The sequence below is a fragment of the Streptomyces sp. AC555_RSS877 genome (assembly GCF_019049245.1).
In the GTDB taxonomy this organism is placed as follows: domain Bacteria; phylum Actinomycetota; class Actinomycetes; order Streptomycetales; family Streptomycetaceae; genus Streptomyces.
Window position 1 is genome coordinate 130820 of the sequence record NZ_JAGMUK010000079.1, and the last position, 17466, is coordinate 148285.

General features: G+C 70.4%; 14 protein-coding genes. 10 read left to right on the top strand and 4 right to left on the bottom strand.

Annotation, left to right across the window (positions count from 1 at the left end):
* Positions 1–499 precede the first annotated feature (499 nt).
* From KUM49_RS32345 to KUM49_RS32355, 3 genes are read right to left on the bottom strand one after another with little or no spacing between them, the layout of a single operon-like run.
* A complete protein-coding gene (locus KUM49_RS32345; protein WP_217240513.1) occupies positions 500–1903 on the bottom strand; it encodes an NAD(P)/FAD-dependent oxidoreductase in 1404 nt (467 codons plus the stop codon).
* Positions 1896–3149: an MAB_1171c family putative transporter gene (locus tag KUM49_RS32350; protein ID WP_374200225.1), complete on the bottom strand. Its 1254-nt coding sequence runs from the start codon at positions 3147–3149 to the stop codon at positions 1896–1898. The genes KUM49_RS32345 and KUM49_RS32350 overlap by 8 nt, the downstream gene beginning before the upstream one ends.
* A 32-nt stretch (positions 3150–3181) precedes the next feature.
* Entirely contained in the window at positions 3182–3790 is a 609-nt protein-coding gene (locus KUM49_RS32355) for a toxin-antitoxin system, toxin component family protein (RefSeq protein WP_217240514.1), read from the bottom strand.
* 261 nt (positions 3791–4051) lie between these two features.
* Here KUM49_RS32355 and KUM49_RS32360 point away from each other — a divergent pair, with 261 nt between their 5' ends.
* From KUM49_RS32360 to KUM49_RS32380, 5 genes are all read left to right on the top strand, one after another.
* Entirely contained in the window at positions 4052–5410 is a 1359-nt protein-coding gene (locus KUM49_RS32360) for an extracellular solute-binding protein (protein ID WP_217240515.1), read from the top strand.
* On the top strand, positions 5407–6348 hold the full coding sequence (locus KUM49_RS32365; RefSeq protein WP_217240516.1) for a carbohydrate ABC transporter permease: 942 nt from the start codon (positions 5407–5409) through the stop codon (positions 6346–6348). The genes KUM49_RS32360 and KUM49_RS32365 overlap by 4 nt, the downstream gene beginning before the upstream one ends.
* Positions 6345–7208 (top strand): carbohydrate ABC transporter permease, encoded by an 864-nt coding sequence (locus KUM49_RS32370; protein WP_217240517.1) that lies wholly within the window; start codon positions 6345–6347, stop codon positions 7206–7208. Before KUM49_RS32365 ends, KUM49_RS32370 begins: the two co-directional genes overlap by 4 nt.
* Positions 7209–7230: 22 nt before the next feature.
* Entirely contained in the window at positions 7231–8199 is a 969-nt protein-coding gene (locus KUM49_RS32375) for an arabinan endo-1,5-alpha-L-arabinosidase (RefSeq protein ID WP_217240518.1), read from the top strand.
* A gap of 69 nt (positions 8200–8268) precedes the next feature.
* Entirely contained in the window at positions 8269–9783 is a 1515-nt protein-coding gene (locus KUM49_RS32380) for an alpha-N-arabinofuranosidase (RefSeq protein WP_217240519.1), read from the top strand.
* Positions 9784–9804: 21 nt separating this feature from the next.
* Here KUM49_RS32380 and KUM49_RS32385 read toward each other — a convergent pair whose 3' ends face one another.
* On the bottom strand, positions 9805–12801 hold the full coding sequence (locus KUM49_RS32385) for a beta-galactosidase (RefSeq protein ID WP_217240520.1): 2997 nt from the start codon (positions 12799–12801) through the stop codon (positions 9805–9807).
* 84 nt (positions 12802–12885) lie between these two features.
* On the opposite strand from KUM49_RS32385, the gene KUM49_RS32390 reads away from it, so the two are divergent.
* The 5 genes from KUM49_RS32390 to KUM49_RS32410 all read left to right on the top strand — a co-directional run bounded on the left by KUM49_RS32390 (position 12886) and on the right by KUM49_RS32410 (position 17403).
* Complete coding sequence (locus KUM49_RS32390) at positions 12886–13344, top strand: Rrf2 family transcriptional regulator (protein WP_217240521.1); 459 nt, start codon at positions 12886–12888, stop codon at positions 13342–13344.
* A gap of 295 nt (positions 13345–13639) precedes the next feature.
* Complete coding sequence (locus KUM49_RS32395; RefSeq protein WP_217240522.1) at positions 13640–14290, top strand: DUF4360 domain-containing protein; 651 nt, start codon at positions 13640–13642, stop codon at positions 14288–14290.
* 238 nt (positions 14291–14528) lie between these two features.
* Positions 14529–14837 carry a hypothetical protein gene (locus KUM49_RS32400; RefSeq protein WP_254402108.1) on the top strand — a complete coding sequence of 103 codons (309 nt, stop codon included), beginning with the start codon at positions 14529–14531 and terminating at the stop codon, positions 14835–14837.
* A 170-nt stretch (positions 14838–15007) separates the two neighbouring features.
* Positions 15008–15985: an arabinan endo-1,5-alpha-L-arabinosidase gene (locus KUM49_RS32405; RefSeq protein ID WP_217240523.1), complete on the top strand. Its 978-nt coding sequence runs from the start codon at positions 15008–15010 to the stop codon at positions 15983–15985.
* Positions 15967–17403: a family 43 glycosylhydrolase gene (locus KUM49_RS32410; protein WP_217240524.1), complete on the top strand. Its 1437-nt coding sequence runs from the start codon at positions 15967–15969 to the stop codon at positions 17401–17403. The genes KUM49_RS32405 and KUM49_RS32410 overlap by 19 nt, the downstream gene beginning before the upstream one ends.
* Positions 17404–17466: the final 63 nt, after the last annotated feature.

A 17466-nucleotide genomic window follows, 5' to 3' on the forward strand; every position in this document is an offset into this window, starting at 1 on the left:
CTCGGTCACGCGGCCCGGCGCCGCGCCTCTCCGGCGCGAAAGCCGGCCCGGCGGCCGATCGCCGCGCGGCTTGTCGGCGTTGGCCGTGCGCCGCCTCAGGAGCGGACGGCCTGTGGTGGCGGGGGCTGGTTCGTGCGGCCCGGTGCCGCGTCTCTCCGGTGTGGGTGCCGGCCCGGCGGCCGAACCGCGCGGGGCCAGGCGGTGTCACGGGAGCCCGGCAGCCGTGCCGCGTCTCTCCGGTGTGGGTGCCGGCCCGGCGGCCGAACCGTGCGCGGTCAGGCGGTGTCACGGGAGCCCGGCAGCCGTGCCGCGTCTCTCCGGTGTGGGTGCCGGCCCGCCGGCCGAACCGCGCGCGGTCAGGCGGCGTCACGCCTGTCGGCCGCGCCGGGTGCCGTGTCCCTCCGGTGCGGGAGCCGGCCCTGCGGTCGCACCCCGTGCGGCTTGGCGGCAGTGGCCGTCCGGGGCCTCGGTGGCGGACGGCCCGTTGGCTCGGCGGGTGTCACGCCAGGCCGGCGGCCTTTCGCTCCATTTCTGTCAGCGGGGGGCCGTTCAGCGCGGGCTTGAGCGGACCCACTGCCGCCGCCAGCAGCACCGACGGGGACAGCAGCACCGCCGCCCCCCGTTCGAGCGACGTCACGTCGGTCACCCGGCGGGCGATCCGGCCGTTGCCCGTGGCGGTGTACATGAGCCGGTCGACGTACCCGGCCAGGAGCCGGTCCCTGAGCGTGGGGCCGTTCTCCGTGGCGCCCGGGTAGAACACGTCCTGGCCTATGGCGAGGTCCCAGGCCGCGCCGACCGGCCGGACCACCGCCTTCTGGATCCGCCGGGCCAGCCGGGGCGCGCCCCATCCCTGACGCCGTAGCACCTTCCGCAGGATCAGCGCGCTCTGGGCGCCGACCGAGAGGCCGTGACCGTAGAGGGGGTTGAACGCGGCCAGGGCGTCGCCGAGGACGGTGAAGTTCTCGGGCCAGACCGGCATCCGTTCGAAGAAGTGGCGGCGGTTGAGCGTCGTGCGGGTGACCGACACGTCGGTCAGCGGCTCGGCCTGCTCCAGCAGGTCGCCGATCACCGGGTGCCGCAGCTCCTCGCGGGCGAACCGCACGAAGTCGTCGCCGGCGGCGGAGGGTTCGCCGCCCCGGGTGCCGTTCAGGGTGACGATCCACCGGCCGTTCTCGATGGGCAGCAGGAAGCCCGCCCGGCCCGGGACTCCTTCCCTGAGGTCGGGCTGCACGTTGACGACCGGGTAGCCGTCCCGGGCCGATTCCGGTGCGAGGTAGAGACGGCTGGCGTACACCAGCCCGGAGTCGACCTCGCGCCGCTCCGCCTCGGGCAGCCCGAGGGCCGTGAGCCACCGGGAGGCCCCGGAGCCGCGGCCCGTGGCGTCGACGACCAGGCCGGCCTCGATGACCCGCTCGCCCTCGTCGCGCTCGCGCACCCGCACGCCGGTGACCGCGGCCGCCGTGCCTTCGAGCCCCACCACCTCGGTCGCACCGAGCAGCTGGATCCGCTCGTCCGCGAGGACCTGGGCGCGGATCGTCGCGTCCAGCAGGTCCCGGCCGGCCAGGATCACGTGGTGGGACTCGGGCCAGCGCCGGAACCAGCCCCGCGTGCCGAGGACGACCATGTCCGTGGTGACCGGCGCCCGGCGCGCCCCGGCCGCCCGGAGCGCGCCGGTGGCTCCCGGCAGCAGCTCCTCCACCGCCCGCACGCCGCCCGACCACAGCATGTGGGCGTGCCGCGCCTGCGGCAGTCCCCTGCGGGGCTCGGGACCTTCGGGCAGTACGTCGCGTTCGACGACGACGACCCGGTCGGCGAACTCCGCCAGTGCGCGTGCCGCGAGCATGCCCGTGTGGGAGCCCCCCAGCACGACGGCGGTTCTGGCGGGGGTGGGTGGTTCAGTCATGCGCGGACACGCTCTCTGCCGGGGCGGCGGCGCGGGTGCGCACCGCCAAGATGTCGTCGGGGCTGCGGAGGGCTTCAGAGACGGCCTGGATCTCCCGCAGCAGATACGTGGTGTCCGGCTCGGAGGGCTGCCCTTCGCCGTCGGCTTCCGGCGCCCCCTCCGGGGGCCGCTCACCCGAGGCGGCGTCCACGATCGTCACGGCGGCGGCGAGGGCCTGTGCCCGGCCGCGCTCGAAGCCGAGGGCGACGGCGGCCTCGTAGGACCGGGCGCGCAGGTCCTCGTCGAGGTGCCGGGCCAGGTGGAGCAGTCCGTCGCGGATGAACGTCTCGCGGCGGATCAGGCGCAGTTCGGCGGTGGCGCGCAGCGTGAAGGGCTCGCGGCCGCCCGTCGCGGTCCGCATCAGCAGGTAGAGGGGCCGCAGGCGCCGGTGGCGGTCCCGCAGCCGCCAGCGCTCCTGGAGGTACTGGCCGGCGTGCGGGACGATGAAGCCGACCGCGACCAGGGTGGCGGCGACGCAGGCGGCCGACGGCGCCACGTTGGTGGACAGCCAGTCCAGGTCGTGACCGGTCCAGCGGGCGATCACGGCGGTGAGCTTGGCCGCGGCGAAGAACAGGTTCGTGGTGAAGCCGATACCCAGCAGCCGCAGCCCCCAGCGCAGCCAGGCGTCGAGGCCGTCGGTGCGGATCCAGTTCCAGACGAGCCGGGCCGTGACCGTGGAGGCGACCGTGTGCGCGGTCAGGTAGAGCACGATCTGCTCGCGCATGAACGGCGTGTTGGCGTAGTAGGTGTCCAGGTCCCGCAGCCGCTCCACGGGCGTGTCCGCGAGCGCGAAGAGCACCCACAGGGCGACGATCACCCCCGCGTAGACGGAGACGACCCACCGGGTGGCGCGGCGGGTGCGGTGCGCACGGTCGGTGAGGCCGTTGCGCCAGGCGATGATCAGCAGCAGCCAGGACGCGCAGAGCGTGGTGAGCAGGGAGTACACCCAGGGCGACGAGATGTTCGGGACGCCGGTGACCCGGTTGGTCCAGGCGATGGTGCCCGGGGCGGCGAACACGAACACCGCGCAGGCGAACAGCAGCAGGCCGCCGACGGCACGCAGCAGCGGGTCCCGCCACATCTTGACGATGCTGGGCAGCTTGATCGCGAGGGCGGCGGTCAGGACCGCGGTCGGGAGCCAGAAGGAGATGTGCACCCCGCCGAGGAGACGGGAGGGGTCCAGCGCGAGGGACGCCGGGCCCGCCACCGCGTGCGGGGACACCGGTGCGAAGGCGGTGATCACCGCGCCGTACCTCCGCGTCCGCGGTAGCCCATGGACCGCTGCACCGGGTCGAGGGGCGCGTTCGGGGCCCCTTCGAAGGAGAGCAGGGGACGGAAGACGGCGGCGAGGCGGTGGCCGAAGTCGTCGGCCTCGGACTCGTCGCGCTGCCGGGAGCCGTCGCGGGCGGCCACGGTCAACGCCACGTCCTTCCAGCCGGGCTGCTCGGCGAGAGCGTGCGCCGCCGCCGTACCCGCCACGTGGTGGTGGGTGTGTTCGGCGGTCATGTGCCACAACTCGTGTCCGAGGATGACCAGTTGCTGCATGGCCTCGGCCCGCTCCTCGACGATGACGAGGTCGAAGTCCTGGAACTCCACCCACAGGCCGGTGACTTCGATCTCGTCGGGGAACCGCTCGAAGCGCAGCTCGACGGGCCGTCCGCCGCGGCGGACGCTCATCTCCTCGCACAGTGCGGCGCACAACTCGCGGACGTCGGACGGGGGACGGGGTCTGGCACGCAGGGCGGTGGCGAGATCGGCCGCCAGAGCCCGCATCGTGGCGCCGCGCCGCGAACGTCGCAGCGCCGCGGCGATCCGGGACGCAGTCCTCCGCGCGCCCGCGATGTCCATCGTGCCCCCTTCTCACCGCCGTTCGGCGGCCCGTCCGAGATTACGCGTCCGGAACTGTCCGCGTCATGCGATCCCGTGACCGTTGTTCAAATCGGGAACGATCATTTCCCGAAAGCCCCGCCGTCTCTTTTCGACCGCTTTTCGGGGTGGTTTTCGGTGCGGCGCTTCACACCCGCCCCATTGACGCGCAAGCGCTTCGAACTTACGGTCCCGTTCGAAGCTACGAGCGTGATCCGGAATATCGAACAGTGAGGGCGGGGAATGGGACAACCTGGCCTGAACCGCAGGCAACTTCTGGCAGCGGCGGGCGGTCTCGCGGTCGCGGGAAGCTTAGGCTTCGCCGCACTCGGGACCGGCGCCGACGCGCTCGCCTCCGGCTCACAGACCCGCGTGCGGTACTGGAACCTCTTCAGTGGCGGCGACGGCTACAACATGATCGCCATGCTGGACGCCTTCCGTAGGGAAAACCCCGGCATCGACGTGAAGGACTCCACCCTCCAGTGGGGCAGCCCTTTCTACACCAAACTGGCCATGGCGGCGGCGGGCAACCGCGCACCGGACCTCGGCGTCATGCACCTGGGCCGGGTCACCGGCTTCTCGCCCGGCCGCCTCCTGGACCCCTGGGACGTCGACCTGCTCGCCAAGTACGGCGTGCGGGAAGCGGACTTCAACCCGGCGCTGTGGAAACGCGCGGTCATCGACGGCAAGCTCTACGCCCTCCCGCTCGACATCCACGTCCAGCTCTGCTTCTACCGCAAGGATGTGCTGAAGAAGGCGGGCCTGCTCGGCGAGGACGGCCGTATCGTGCCCGTGACCTCGGTCGACGAATGGTTCGACGTGCTCAAGGAGGCCAAGGCGGCCACCAGGAAGGACCTGCAGACCATCGGCATGTGGTCCAGCGACCAGAACTTCCAGTGGTGGTTCTTCGTCGCCTTCTACACCCAGCTCGGCGGCACCTGGTTCGACGACTCCCACACCGAGGTCACCTTCGACACCGACAAGGCCACCCAGGTCCTGGAGTTCCTGCGCCGGCACATCACCGACGGGTACGCCAACCCGAACTTCGCGGGTGGCGCGGGCGCCGAACAGTTCGTCAACGGCGGCCCCTTCGTCTGGGAGGGCAACTGGTCTGTGCCGGTCTACGACAGCGCGAAGATCGACTACGGCGCCACCCCGCTGCCGCCCGTCTTCGGCAGGCAGGCCACCCACGCCGAGTCGCACGCCTTCGTCCTGCCGCACCAGTCCGGCCGCGGCGGCGACACGAACGAGGGCGCGCACCGGCTGGCCGCCTACATCGTCCAGCACGCCAGGCAGTGGGCGGCCGGCGGCCACATCCCCGCCTACACGCCGACCCTCTCGACGGCCGCGTACCAGGAGCTGAGCCCGCAGAACGAGTACGTCACCGCGATGGACCACCAGGCCACCGAGCCGAAGGTGTGGTTCGCGGGCTCCACCGGCATCCTCGCCCAGCGCGTCGGCCCGATCGTCGTCTCCTCGACGATGGGTTCCGCCAAGCCGGACGCCGCCGCCCGCTCCATGAAGAGCACGCTCACCGGGCTGCTCGCCTCGAAGAACCCCATGGACGGCCGGACCGCCGCGCAGGGAGGTACGGTCGCATGACGACGACCAGCGCAGAGACCGTCATCGCGCCCCCCCGCGCACGGACCGCCGCGGACAGCGCCACCGTACGCCGCAAGCAGGGCTTCCAGCACGGTGGCTGGTTCGTCGCCCCGTTCCTGCTGCTGTTCGTGCTGTTCGTGATCTGGCCGCTGCTGCGCGGCGTGTACCTCAGTTTCACCGACGCCAACATCTCCGGCGACGCCACGAGCTTCGTCGGACTCGACAACTACCGCGAGGCCCTCGACGACCCACTGGTGTGGGAGTCGCTCGGCCACAGCGCGTACTTCACGCTCCTGGTCGTGCCCTGCATCACGGTCCTCGCCTTCCTCCTCGCGATGCTCGCCCACCACATCGAGCGCGCCAAGTGGCTGTGGCGGCTGTGCTTCTTCGCCCCGTTCCTGCTGCCGTCGACCGTCGCCGCCAACCTGTGGCAGTGGCTGTTCAACCCCGGCACCGGAATGTTCAACCACGTCTTCGGCATCGAGACGCCGTGGCTGAACGACAAGTCGTACGCGATGCTCGCCGTCGTCATCTGCACCCTGTGGTGGACGGTCGGCTTCAGCTTCCTGCTCTACCTCGCCGCGCTCCAGGGTATCCCCGCGCACCTCTACGAGGCCGCCAGGCTGGACGGCGCCAACGCCTGGCACCGCATGGTCCACATCACCCTGCCGATGCTGCGCAGCATCACCGGCCTCGTCATCGCCTTGCAGATCCTCGCCTCGCTTCAGGTCTTCGACCAGGCCGTGGTGATGATGGACTTCCTGCCCGGACCCGAGGGATCCACCCGGACGTTCGTGCAGTACACCCTCGAAGAGGGCTTCACCAGCTACCGCGTCGGCTACGCCTCCGCGATCTCCATCATCTTCTTCGTGATCATCGCGGCCGTCGCCCTCGCCCGGATGTGGCTGCTGCGCAACCGTGAGGAGGGCGGCCGATGAGCACCGCCGCACACGTACGCGTCAAGTCCTCGCGCAAGGCGTGGACGCCCAGCCAGATCGTCCTCACGCTCCTCGGCGCCGCCGTCTCCCTGGTCTTCCTCGCGCCGCTCGTCTGGGCGCTGTTCACCTCGCTGAAGTCCGAGACGGAGGCCGTGGAGGTGCCCCCGCACTGGCTGCCGAAGGTGTGGACGACCCAGGCATGGTCGGCGATCTTCGAGACCGGCAACATCACCAACTGGTTCGTCAACTCGGTGGTGGTCTCGGTCTGCGTGACCGCCGTGGTGCTGTTCGTCAGCGCGCTCGCCGGATACGGCTTCGCCCGCACCGAGTTCCGCGGCAAGAACGCCCTGCTGGGCCTGGTCATGACCGGTCTGATGGTCTCGCCCGCCGTCCTCGGCGTGCCGCTGTTCACCACCGTCCAGCAGATGGGGATGGTCGACACCTACTGGGGCATGATCCTGCCGCAGTGCGCGCCCGCCGCGATGGTCTACATCCTCTACAAGTTCTTCCAGGGCATCCCGCGCGAGCTGGAGGAGGCCGCCTTCATCGACGGCGCGGGCCGCTGGCGGGTCTTCTTCACCATCGTGCTCCCGCTCTCCCGCCCCTCCCTCGCGGCGGTCGGCATCTTCACCTTCATCGCCTCCTGGAACAACTTCCTGTGGCCGTACATGGTGACCAACAACCCCGACCTGATGACCATGCCGAACGGCATCGCGACCGTCATGAACTCCTACGGCATCCAGTGGGCCCAGCTCATGGCGGGCGGCCTCATGGCGGGCCTGCCGCTGATCATCGTCTTCGTCTTCTTCCAGCGCCAGATCGTGGCGGGTGTCGCGCACACCGGCCTCGCGGGCCAGTAACTCCCCTGAAGGAGCTACACAGTTGAAGCGCCACAGACTCGCGGCGATCGTCGCCGCCGCCCTCCTCGCCCTGCTGCCCACCACGGCCACGGCGGACGTCACCCACCCCGACCCGCAGCCGATCACCGGCCAGCGGATCATCCACGACCCGACCGTCATCCGCCTCAAGTCCGGCGGCTACGTCGCCTACTCGACCGGCGGTGTGATCGGCGCCCGCGTCTCCGAGGACCGGGTCCACTGGGACGACGCGGGCAACGCCTTCGCCGAGCCGCCGAGCTGGTGGTACGAGTACAACGACACCGGCGACCCGTGGGCCCCCGACATCTCCTACCGGGCGGGCAGGTACTGGCTCTACTACGCGGTCTCCTCCTGGGGCACCAACCACTCCGCGATCGGCGTCGCCACCTCCCCGACCGGCCTCCCCGGCACCTGGACCGACCACGGCAAGGCCTTCACCTCCGGGACGACCGACACCTGGAACGCCATCGACCCGGCGATCATCCGGGCGGACGGCCGGCTGTGGATGTCGTTCGGGTCGTACTGGACGGGCATCCGGATGGTCGAGCTGGACCCGAGGACGGGCAAGGCGGTACCGGACACCACGGTCCACCACCTGGCGACGCGCCCGGACGCGCCGTACGCGGTCGAGGGCCCCTACATCGTGAAGAGGGGCCGCCACTACTACCTCTTCGCTTCCTACGACGCCTGTTGCTCCGGCGTGAACTCGACGTACAAGATCAGGGTGGCCAGATCGACGAAGGTGACGGGCCCGTACGTCGACAGCAAGGGCAAGCCCATGCTGGAAGGCGGCGGCGACCTGCTCCTCGCCGGCCACGGCAGGTTCATCGGCACAGGAGGCCAGTCGGTGTTCGACGACCGAGGCCAGGACTGGCTGGCGTACCACTACTACGACGCGGACGACGAGGGCACGCCAAAGCTAGGGCTCAACAAGCTGAACTGGAAAAAGAGCGGCTGGCCACACGTCGTTTAGGGGCGCGGGGAACTGCGCGACCAGCCCCCACCCACCCGCAGACAGAAACCGAACCCCCGAAAGGCAAGCATGAGCACCGCCCGCTTCACCCTCGACCCCGCCTTCACCATCGGCGAAGTGAACCCCCGCCTCTTCGGCTCCTTCGTCGAACACCTCGGCCGCTGCGTCTACACCGGCATCTTCGAACCCGGCCACCCCGCCGCCGACGAGGACGGCATCCGCACCGACGTCCTGGACCTGGTCCGCGAACTCGGCGCGACCGCCATCCGCTACCCCGGCGGCAACTTCGTCTCCGGCTACAAGTGGGAGGACTCCGTCGGCCCGGCGGAGGACCGCCCCCGCCGCCTCGACCTGGCCTGGCACTCCACCGAGACGAACCGCTTCGGCCTGTCCGAGTACATCGCCTTCCTCCGCAAGCTCGGCCCGCAGGCGGAGCCCATGATGGCCGTCAACCTCGGCACCCGTGGCGTCGCCGAGGCGCTGGAACTCCAGGAGTACGCCAACCACACCTCCGGCACCGCCCTCGCCGAGCAGCGCATCGCCCACGGCGACAAGGACCCCTTCGGCATCAAGCTGTGGTGCCTGGGCAACGAGATGGACGGCCCCTGGCAGACCGGCCACAAGACGGCCGAGGAGTACGGCCGCATCGCCGCCGAGACGGCCCGCGCGATGCGCCAGATCGACCCGAGCGTGGAACTGGTCGCCTGCGGCTCCTCCAGCCAGAGCATGCCGACCTTCGCCGAGTGGGAGGCGACGGTCCTCAAGGAGGCGTACGACCTCGTCGACTACATCTCCCTGCACGCCTACTACTGGCCGGAGAACGGCGACGTCGACTCCTTCCTCGCCTCCGCCGTCGACATGGAGTCCTTCATCGACAACGTGGTCGCGACCGCCGACCACGTGGGCGCGAAGCTCAAGTCGAAGAAGAAGATCAACCTCTCCTTCGACGAGTGGAACGTCTGGTACCTGCCCGAGTGGGAGGAGCACGCGAAGACGTTCCAGCAGGACGACTGGCCCGAGGCCCCGCGCCTGCTGGAGGACAACTACAGCGTCACGGACGCGGTCGTCTTCGGCTCGCTGCTCATCGCCCTCCTCCGGCACGCGGACCGCGTCACCGTCGCCTGCCTCGCCCAGCTCGTCAACGTCATCGCCCCGATCATGACCGAGCCGGGCGGCCCGGCCTGGCGGCAGACGACGTTCTTCCCGTTCGCGCAGGCCTCGAAGTACGGCCGCGGCCAGGTCCTCGACGTGCGCGTCGACTCGCCGACGTACGAGACGAAGAAGTACGGCGAGGCCGACCTGCTGCACGCCACCGCCGTCCGCGCGGAGGACGGCACGGTCACCGTCTTCGCGGTCAACCGCAGCCAGTCCGACGCGCTGCCGCTCGAGGTCGCCCTGAGCGGCCTCGACCTGTCCTCGGTCGTCGAGCACAGCGCCCTCGCGGACGCCGACCCGGACGCCCGCAACACCCTCGACGACCCCGAGCGGGTCGCCCCGCACCCGGTCGAGGGCTCCGCCCTGACGGACGGCACCCTGACCGCCGTACTGGAGCCGCTGTCCTGGAACGTGATCCGGCTGGCGTAGCAGCGGCGCAGCAGTCAGGGATCAGCGGCCGGGGGAGTCCACCGGTGCCACCGGCACTCCTCCGGCCGCCACCCCCATCAGGGTCAGCCGTACGTCCCGCAAGCCCGACGGTGTGGTCCCGTCGGACAGGACCGCTAGCGCCAGTGTGTTGGTGCCACGTGTGCGCAGGATCCCGTTCGGCAGGACGAAGGTGTGCTGCGGGCCCACGTCGTTGATGTACTGGCCCATGTTCCAGCCGTTCAGGAAGATCTGGACGCGGTAGGCGCGGGTCGGGTCGTCGTCGAGGGTGAGCCCGATCGAGGCGTCGGTCCCGGGGTCGACGGCCAGCCGGAAGGTCTTCCGGTACCAGGTGACGCCCTGTCCGTGGTCGGCGTGCGGGAGGTCCACCGTCCGCCACTCGCCGTCCGCGAACCCGGGCAGGTGCCAGCCCTCCCGCTCCCCGAACAGCCCGCCAGTGTTCATCGGCCCGCGCACGGGGTCGGGTTCGGCCGTGCCCTGCAGCCGCCAGCTCACCTTCGGCTGCGGCGAGGCCCCCTTGAAGGTGACCGCGGTGAGGCCGCGTGCCACCTTGTGCGCGTCGTCCGCCGCGCCGTCCCGGTCGTGCTGCATACGGCGGACGAGGACGGACAGGACGTGGGTGTCACCGCCCCCTTCACGGAGCTTCTCGCGGAGTTTCCCGGGCAGGGCGAAGGTGGCCGTCTCCGCCCAGCTGCCCTTCCCCACCGTGTCGGCGTCCGGCACCGGCATGCGGTGCGTGCCCAGCGGCGTCCCGTCCAGCCAGGCCATCAGCAGGCCCTGCGTGCCCGTGCTGTAGGAGAGGGAGACCGACTCGGCGCCGGATGCGCCGGTGAAGCGCCCCCGGTACCAGACGTCGCCGTAGTGGAAGCCGTAGTCGTCCGCGAAGAGGACGGGCTGCCCCTCGGGCACGGGCGTGATGCTGAACGACGTCTTCTTGTCGGCGACGGTCCAGGCGGAGTCGTCGAAGTCCGGCTCCGATTCCGGGTCCTCCGTCCGCCGTCGCCAGCCAGGGGCCAGCGCGGGCAGCGTCACGGGGCCCACGCCGGGCAGCAGCGGCTCGGCCAGCAGACTGCCGGTGGCGCTGATCCTGGTGCGCAGCGGCCGCTGGTTCCAGGTGACGTGACCGACACCCCTCGGGGCCCACACCTCGAGGCCGGTCGCGCCGTGCGTGTCGCCGGTCAGGTGCACCGTGTCGCCGCGCACGGTCACCTCGCGCACCAGCGGCGGGCCGTACACCAGCACCGTGCCCGACGGGGTGTCGAACGGCCACATCCGCCGGGCGTTCGCGTCGTCGGCGAAGAGCAGCAGCATCGGCCGCTCGGACCCGGCGGCCTCGACCCTGACCCGGGTCAGCCCGCCGACGCCGAGCGGCGCGGTCACGCGCAGCAGACCGCGGTCGTAGATCCACGCGCCCTCGGGGTCCAGCCGGGTCGCCTCCACGTCCTGTGGGCTCTCCAGCGCGATCTGTGCCATGTCGCCGTGCCGCCCCGCGAAGAGGGCGATGTCCAGCCGCCCCGCGGTGAGACAGAACATGGGCGGCACGGTGGCGTACTTCAACTTCCGCCGCCCCAGGGCCAGATCGGCGGTCAGCAGCAGCGCGTCCCGGGCCGGGACGGTGAACGGCACCGCGAACCCGGCGTCCGGCATGGTCGAGGAGATGTCATCGTCGGTGTCGTTGCGCACGACGTAGACATGGGAGCCGGTGTCGGGATTGGTGAGGTGGTACACCTTCAGCCGGTCGTCCGTCGCCCTCACCTGCGCCGCCGGGTCCAGCTTCGCGAAGTCCGGCACGCGTTGCAGCAGATGCCCCAGCTGGTGCATCGGGGTCAGCTTGGCGGTGGCCCTGCGCCCCTCGTCGATGGCCGCCCCGTAGTCGTACGACGTGTAGACGGCCGGCGCGGGCAGCCAGCCCCAGGAGGTGCCGCCGAAGGTCATGTAGACGTTGTTCAGCGTGATGCCGCCCGCGAGGTTGGTGAGGTGGAAGCGCCGCTCGTAGGCCGCGTCCCGGGTGCGCCGCGCCTCGGCGTACCCCTTGCCCTGGAAGGTGACACCGCCCCACGCGTCGGACCCGCCTCCGCCGGACTCGGAAAGGAAGCCGGGCGTCCCGGGGGCGGCCGTGGCCCCGCCCTTGCTGCCGCCGGCGCCGAAGTGCCCCAGGTCCGGTGGCGCTTGAGCGGGATCGGGAGACGCGTCGAAGCCGTACAGCCAGCGCCCTCTCTCGCCTCCGGTGTCGAACGACCCCGGCAGCCAACGGCCGTTCCTGCCCTTGTCGTTGTGGAACAGGGGGACGTCGATCCCGTCGGCCCGCACCTTCTTGTACAGGTGGGACATGTACGCCCGGCCGATCGGGTCGCCGGCGAAGGAGTCGTACTCGTTCTCGATCTGGTAGAGCAGGACCGTGCCCGTGCCCCGGGTGAACTGGTGCCGGGCGACGATCGCGTTCACCTCGGTCAGCCACTCGTCGGCGTACTTCAGGTAGGCCGGGTCGGAGGTGCGCGCCCGGCCCTCGGTCGCCGTGAGCCAGCCGGGGAAGCCGCCGGCGTCGACCTGCGCGTCGATGTACGGGCCCGGGCGCAGGATGACGTACAGGCCGGTCTCGGCGGCCGTGCGCAGGAACAGGCCGAGGTCGCGGACGCCCGTGAAGTCGTACTCGCCGGGTGCGGGGGAGTGGTGGTTCCAGGCGACGTACGCGCTGACCGCGTTGTGGCCGTGCGCACGCATCTTCTGCAGGACGTCCCGCCACAGCGAGGGGCTCGGCAGCCGGAACGGGTGCATCTCGCCCGACCACAACACCAGCCGCCTGCCGTCGACGAGCAGTGAGTACCGGTCGAAGCCGACCGAGTGGCGGCGGCGGTCGGCGGCGGGCGGGCCCGGCGCGGGGCCCGTGGGCACGCTGCGGGACACGGGGGTGTTCGTCGCGAAGCCGCCGCTGCCGCTCAGCGCGAGGCCGAGCGCCGTGGTGCCGGCGAGGGCGCTGAATGTACGTCTGCTGAGCCCCAAGGGAGCGCCTCCTGTAGTGCCTGTGCCGTCCGCGACCGAGGGTGCTGGGTCATTCTGTACGGTCGGACACCGCACAATTGTCGTATGAGGATCTCTGCGCGGGCGGACTACGCGGTACGGGCGGTGCTGGAGGTCGCCGTACGGCAGGACGGCGGACCGGTGAAGGCGGAGACCGTCGCGGCCGTCCAGGGCATCCCGCACAAGTTCCTGGAAGGCATTCTCGGCGACCTGAGACGCGGCGGCATCGTCGACAGCCGGCGCGGCGGGGGCGGCGGCTACCGGCTGGCCCGCGAGGCCGGGGCGATCACGGTCGCCGACGTCATCCGCGCAGTCGACGGGCCCATCGTGTCGGTGCGCGGCGAACGGCCCACCGGACTCGCGTACACCGGATCGGCCCAGCCCCTGCTGCCGTTGTGGATCGCGCTGCGGGCCAACGTCCGCAAGATCCTGGAAGGCGTCACCATCGCCGACATCGCGGCGGACGCCCTGCCCGAGCCGGTACAGCGGCTGGCGGCGGAACCGGCCGCCTGGGAGAACCCCTGAGCCTGTGAGGGCCCCTCCTCCGGGTCCCGGGTTCCACCCGGAATGACGACCCGCGGTCACGTCCCGTTCATCCCTGCTCAGCCACCGGGAAACCTACGACGACGGCACGCCCGCCCGTGACGGTGTGAACGGGTCGGGGTGAATGGCCGGAGTTCGACCTGTCCATGACATGTCAGGTCTCCCTACGATGCGATCGCCTCGCGCCTCCACGGCAACTGCACAGAGTCTCCACAGCTTTGGAACCCGGAGCCGGGGCCCATCCACCCCCCACCGATCCCATCGAAAGGGAGGGACAGTGACCACTGGCCTGCTCATGGGTGGCGCGATCGCCGCGCTCCTCACCGCCGCACTGCCCGCGCAAAGCCCGTCCTCCGGGTTCGAGGACCCGCCCCCGGACAAGATCGTCATCAAGGTCGCCACGGTGAACGGCTCCGGCTGTCCGCAGGGCACCGCCGCGGTGGCCGTCTCCGAGGACAACACCGCCTTCACCGTGACCTACAGCGACTACCTCGCCCAGGCCGGCGGCAACTCGGACCCCACGGCCTTCCGCAAGAACTGCCAGCTCAACCTGCTCGTGCACGTCCCGCAGGGCTTCACGTACGCCGTCGCCAGCGCGGACTACCGCGGCTTCGCCGCACTCCAGTCCGGCGCGAGCGCCGTCCAGAGAGCCTCGTACTACTTCCAGGGTTCCTCGAGCACGGTGTTCAAGAGCCACCCCTTCGCCGGCCCCTACAACGACAACTGGCAGGCCACCGACACCACGGACTGGGCCCAACTGGTCTGGGCACCCTGCGGAGTCCAGCGCAACTTCAACATCAACACCGAGCTCCGCGTGACGGCCGGCAGCCAGGCGCCGGGCAAGGTCAGCTTCATGACGATGGACTCGACGGACGGGGACATCAGCACGGTGTACCACCTGGCGTGGAAGGAGTGCCCGGAGTCCTGACGAGGTACCGCGGTGGCCCCGCGAGCGGCGGGGCCACCGCCGGTCCGTCCATGGCGCGCGTGAGAGTAACTGTCATGAGCACGACATTATTGAGCGAGCCGGTTCCGTCGGTCTTCCGCCGGTCGGGTAAGGCGACAATCCGTCAAGTCCTTGCGAGACAGCCCGTCGTGCGAGGCGGGGCGAGGTAGCGTGGCGACCTAAAGGGATAAAACGGGTCAAAAGCTTCGAAGGGTTTCGCATGGGAGTACGAATGAGGCTGACCGGACGCGTCGAACAGCGCATCGCCAAGGACTTCCCCGGCCGCGACGGCCGGGTCGTGGAGGAACTCCTCGCCGAACTCGTCCACCACCTCACCGAGCGGGGCGACAGCGAGGACAAGGAACGCATCGCCGCCGCGACCCTCCTGTGCAGCCGGGGCCGCATGGACCGCCTCCTCGACGCCCTGCAGCTGGCCAAGGAGGACTGGCGCGATGTGCTGGTGGGGGCGGGGCTGGCGGACGCGGGCTGGCGGGAACGGCTGGAGGCGGACTTCGGGCCGGGGGTGTGAGAAAGGGCCTGCCGCGGCCGTGATCGAGGAGGTGCCGTACCGGGGGAGCGATTACTGGGGCTGCGCGGACCATTGACGCGGAAGGGGTTCGATTCTACGGTCCGTCCGAAGTTCTGATCGGTGATCGAAATACCGAACGGACCGTATCCCCCCGCACAAGGAGGCCCCGCGTGAGCCGCACCTCCCGTACACCCCGCCGAACCGCCCTCCTAGCCGTCCCAGCAGCCGTCCTGCTCGCCCTGATACCGAGCAGCGCGTCCGCCTACCCCAACCCCGGCCGGGTCACCGGCGACATCGTCGTCCACGACCCGACGATGATCCGCACCTCCTCCGGCCGCTACCTGCTCTACGGCACCGGCGGCGGCCTCGACCACAAGAGCTCCACCGACCGGACCGCCTTCGTCGGCGGCGCCGACGCCTTCTCCGCCAAGCCGGGTTGGTGGTCGTCGTACGCCACCGAGGCCTGGGCGCCCGACATCTCGTACCACGGCGGCAAGTACCTGATGTACTACGCCGTCTCGACCTTCGGGTCGAACAGGTCCGCCATCGGACTGGCGACCTCGGCGACCGGGCTGCCCGGCTCCTGGACCGACCAGGGCACCGTCTACACCTCCACCACCTCCAGCGACTACAACGCCATCGACCCGAACCTCTTCGTGGACACCGACGGCAAGTGGTGGCTGTCCTTCGGCAGTTGGTGGACCGGCCTGAAGATGATCCAGATCAACCCCGCCACCGGCAAGCAGCTCGCCGGCAACACCACGCGCTACTCGATCGCCTCCCGCCCCACCGGGACCAAGGCCGTCGAGGCCCCGTCCATCGTCAAGCGGGGGAGCTACTACTACCTCTTCGCCTCGTACGACACCTGCTGCGCCGGCACCGGGTCGACGTACAAGGTCAAGGTCGGCCGCGCCACCAGTGTCACCGGGCCGTACCACGACAAGAACGGCGTCCCGATGACGAACAACGGCGGGACGCCGGTGCTGGAGACCCACGGGAGCGTGATCGGCCCCGGCGGACAGTCGATCATGAACGACTCCGACGGGGACCTGATCGTCTACCACTACTACGACGGCAACGACAACGGCACGCCCAAGCTGGGCGTCAACCTACTGAACTGGAGCTCCGGATGGCCCGTCGCATACTGACCCTGCTGGCAGCGCTGCTGCTGGCTCTCTCGCTCGGGCAGTCGTCCGCGAGCGCGGCCTCGTTCACCAACGCGATCAAGGCGCAGAAGGGCGCCGACCCCTGGATCTCGTTCCACAACGGCAACTACTACATGGTGACGACCAGTTGGACCGACGTCATCACCCTGCGCAAGTCCGCCACCCTCGCCGGCCTGGCCACCGCGCCCAGCGTCCAGGTGTGGAAGGGCGACGCCGCCTCCCCGGGCTTCAACACCTGGGCGCCCGAGATGCACTACCTCAACGGCCGCTGGTACCTGTACTACGTCGCCGGACAGAACGTCTCCGACTACAACCCGACCCAGCGCACGCACGTCCTGGAGAGCGCGGGCTCGGATCCGATGGGCCCGTACACGTACAAGAACCAGCTCAACTCCGCCTGGATGCTGGACCCGACGGTCGCCACCATCAACGGGCAGCTGTACCTGTTCGGCAGCGCGGGCGGAGGCGGCACCCAGAACCTCGTCGCGGCGCGGATGTCCAACCCGTACACCCTCGCCACCGGCTTCTCCACCATCTCCACGCCGACCAACTCGTGGGAGACGTCCGGCGCCCCGGTGAACGAGGGGCCGGAGATCCTCCAACGCGGTGGCAGGACCTTCCTCATCTACTCGGCGAGCGGCTGCTGGACCCCCGACTACAAGCTCGGCCAGCTCACCCTCACCGGCTCCGATCCGCTGTCCGCGTCCTCGTGGACGAAGAAGTCCACGCCGGTGTTCCAGCGGAACGACGCGAACGGTGTCTACGGTCCCGGTCACCACGGCCACTTCAAGTCCCCTGACGGCACCGAGGACTGGATCGTCTACCACGCCAACGACGCCGCCTCCGAGGGCTGCGACAACGGGCGTACGGCGCGGGCTCAGAAGCTCACCTGGAACTCCGACGGCACGCCGAACTTCGGTACGCCGGTCAGGCTCGGGGCGAGCCTGACCGGCCCGTCCGGTGAGCCGTCCACCGCGTCGACGACGTACACCATCAGCAACCGCAACAGCGGCAAGTGCCTCGACGTCGCCGGGAGCTCGACGGCCGACGGTGCCAACGTCCAGCAGTACACGTGCGGCAGCGGCAACAACCAGAGGTGGCGGATCGAGGACCAGGGCGACGACACCAGCCGGCTCGTGAACGTCGCCACCGGCAAGGTGCTCGACACCGCCGACTGCTCGTCCGCCGACGGTGCCGACCTGCGGCAGTGGTCGTGGCTGAACAACACCTGCCAGCGGTTCCGGTTCCTGGCCACCGACAGCGGCTACGTCCGCATCGTCAACCAGGCCACGGGCAAGGTCGCCGACGTCGCGAACTGCTCCGCCGCGGACGCCGCCGACGTACGTCAGTGGTCCTGGCTGAACAACGCCTGCCAGCAGTGGAGGCTGAACCCGGTTTAAGGCAGCCCGCAAGGGCGGTTCTCGCCCCCGCCGCCCCTTCCCGTTCCCGTCCTTCTGGGGCTC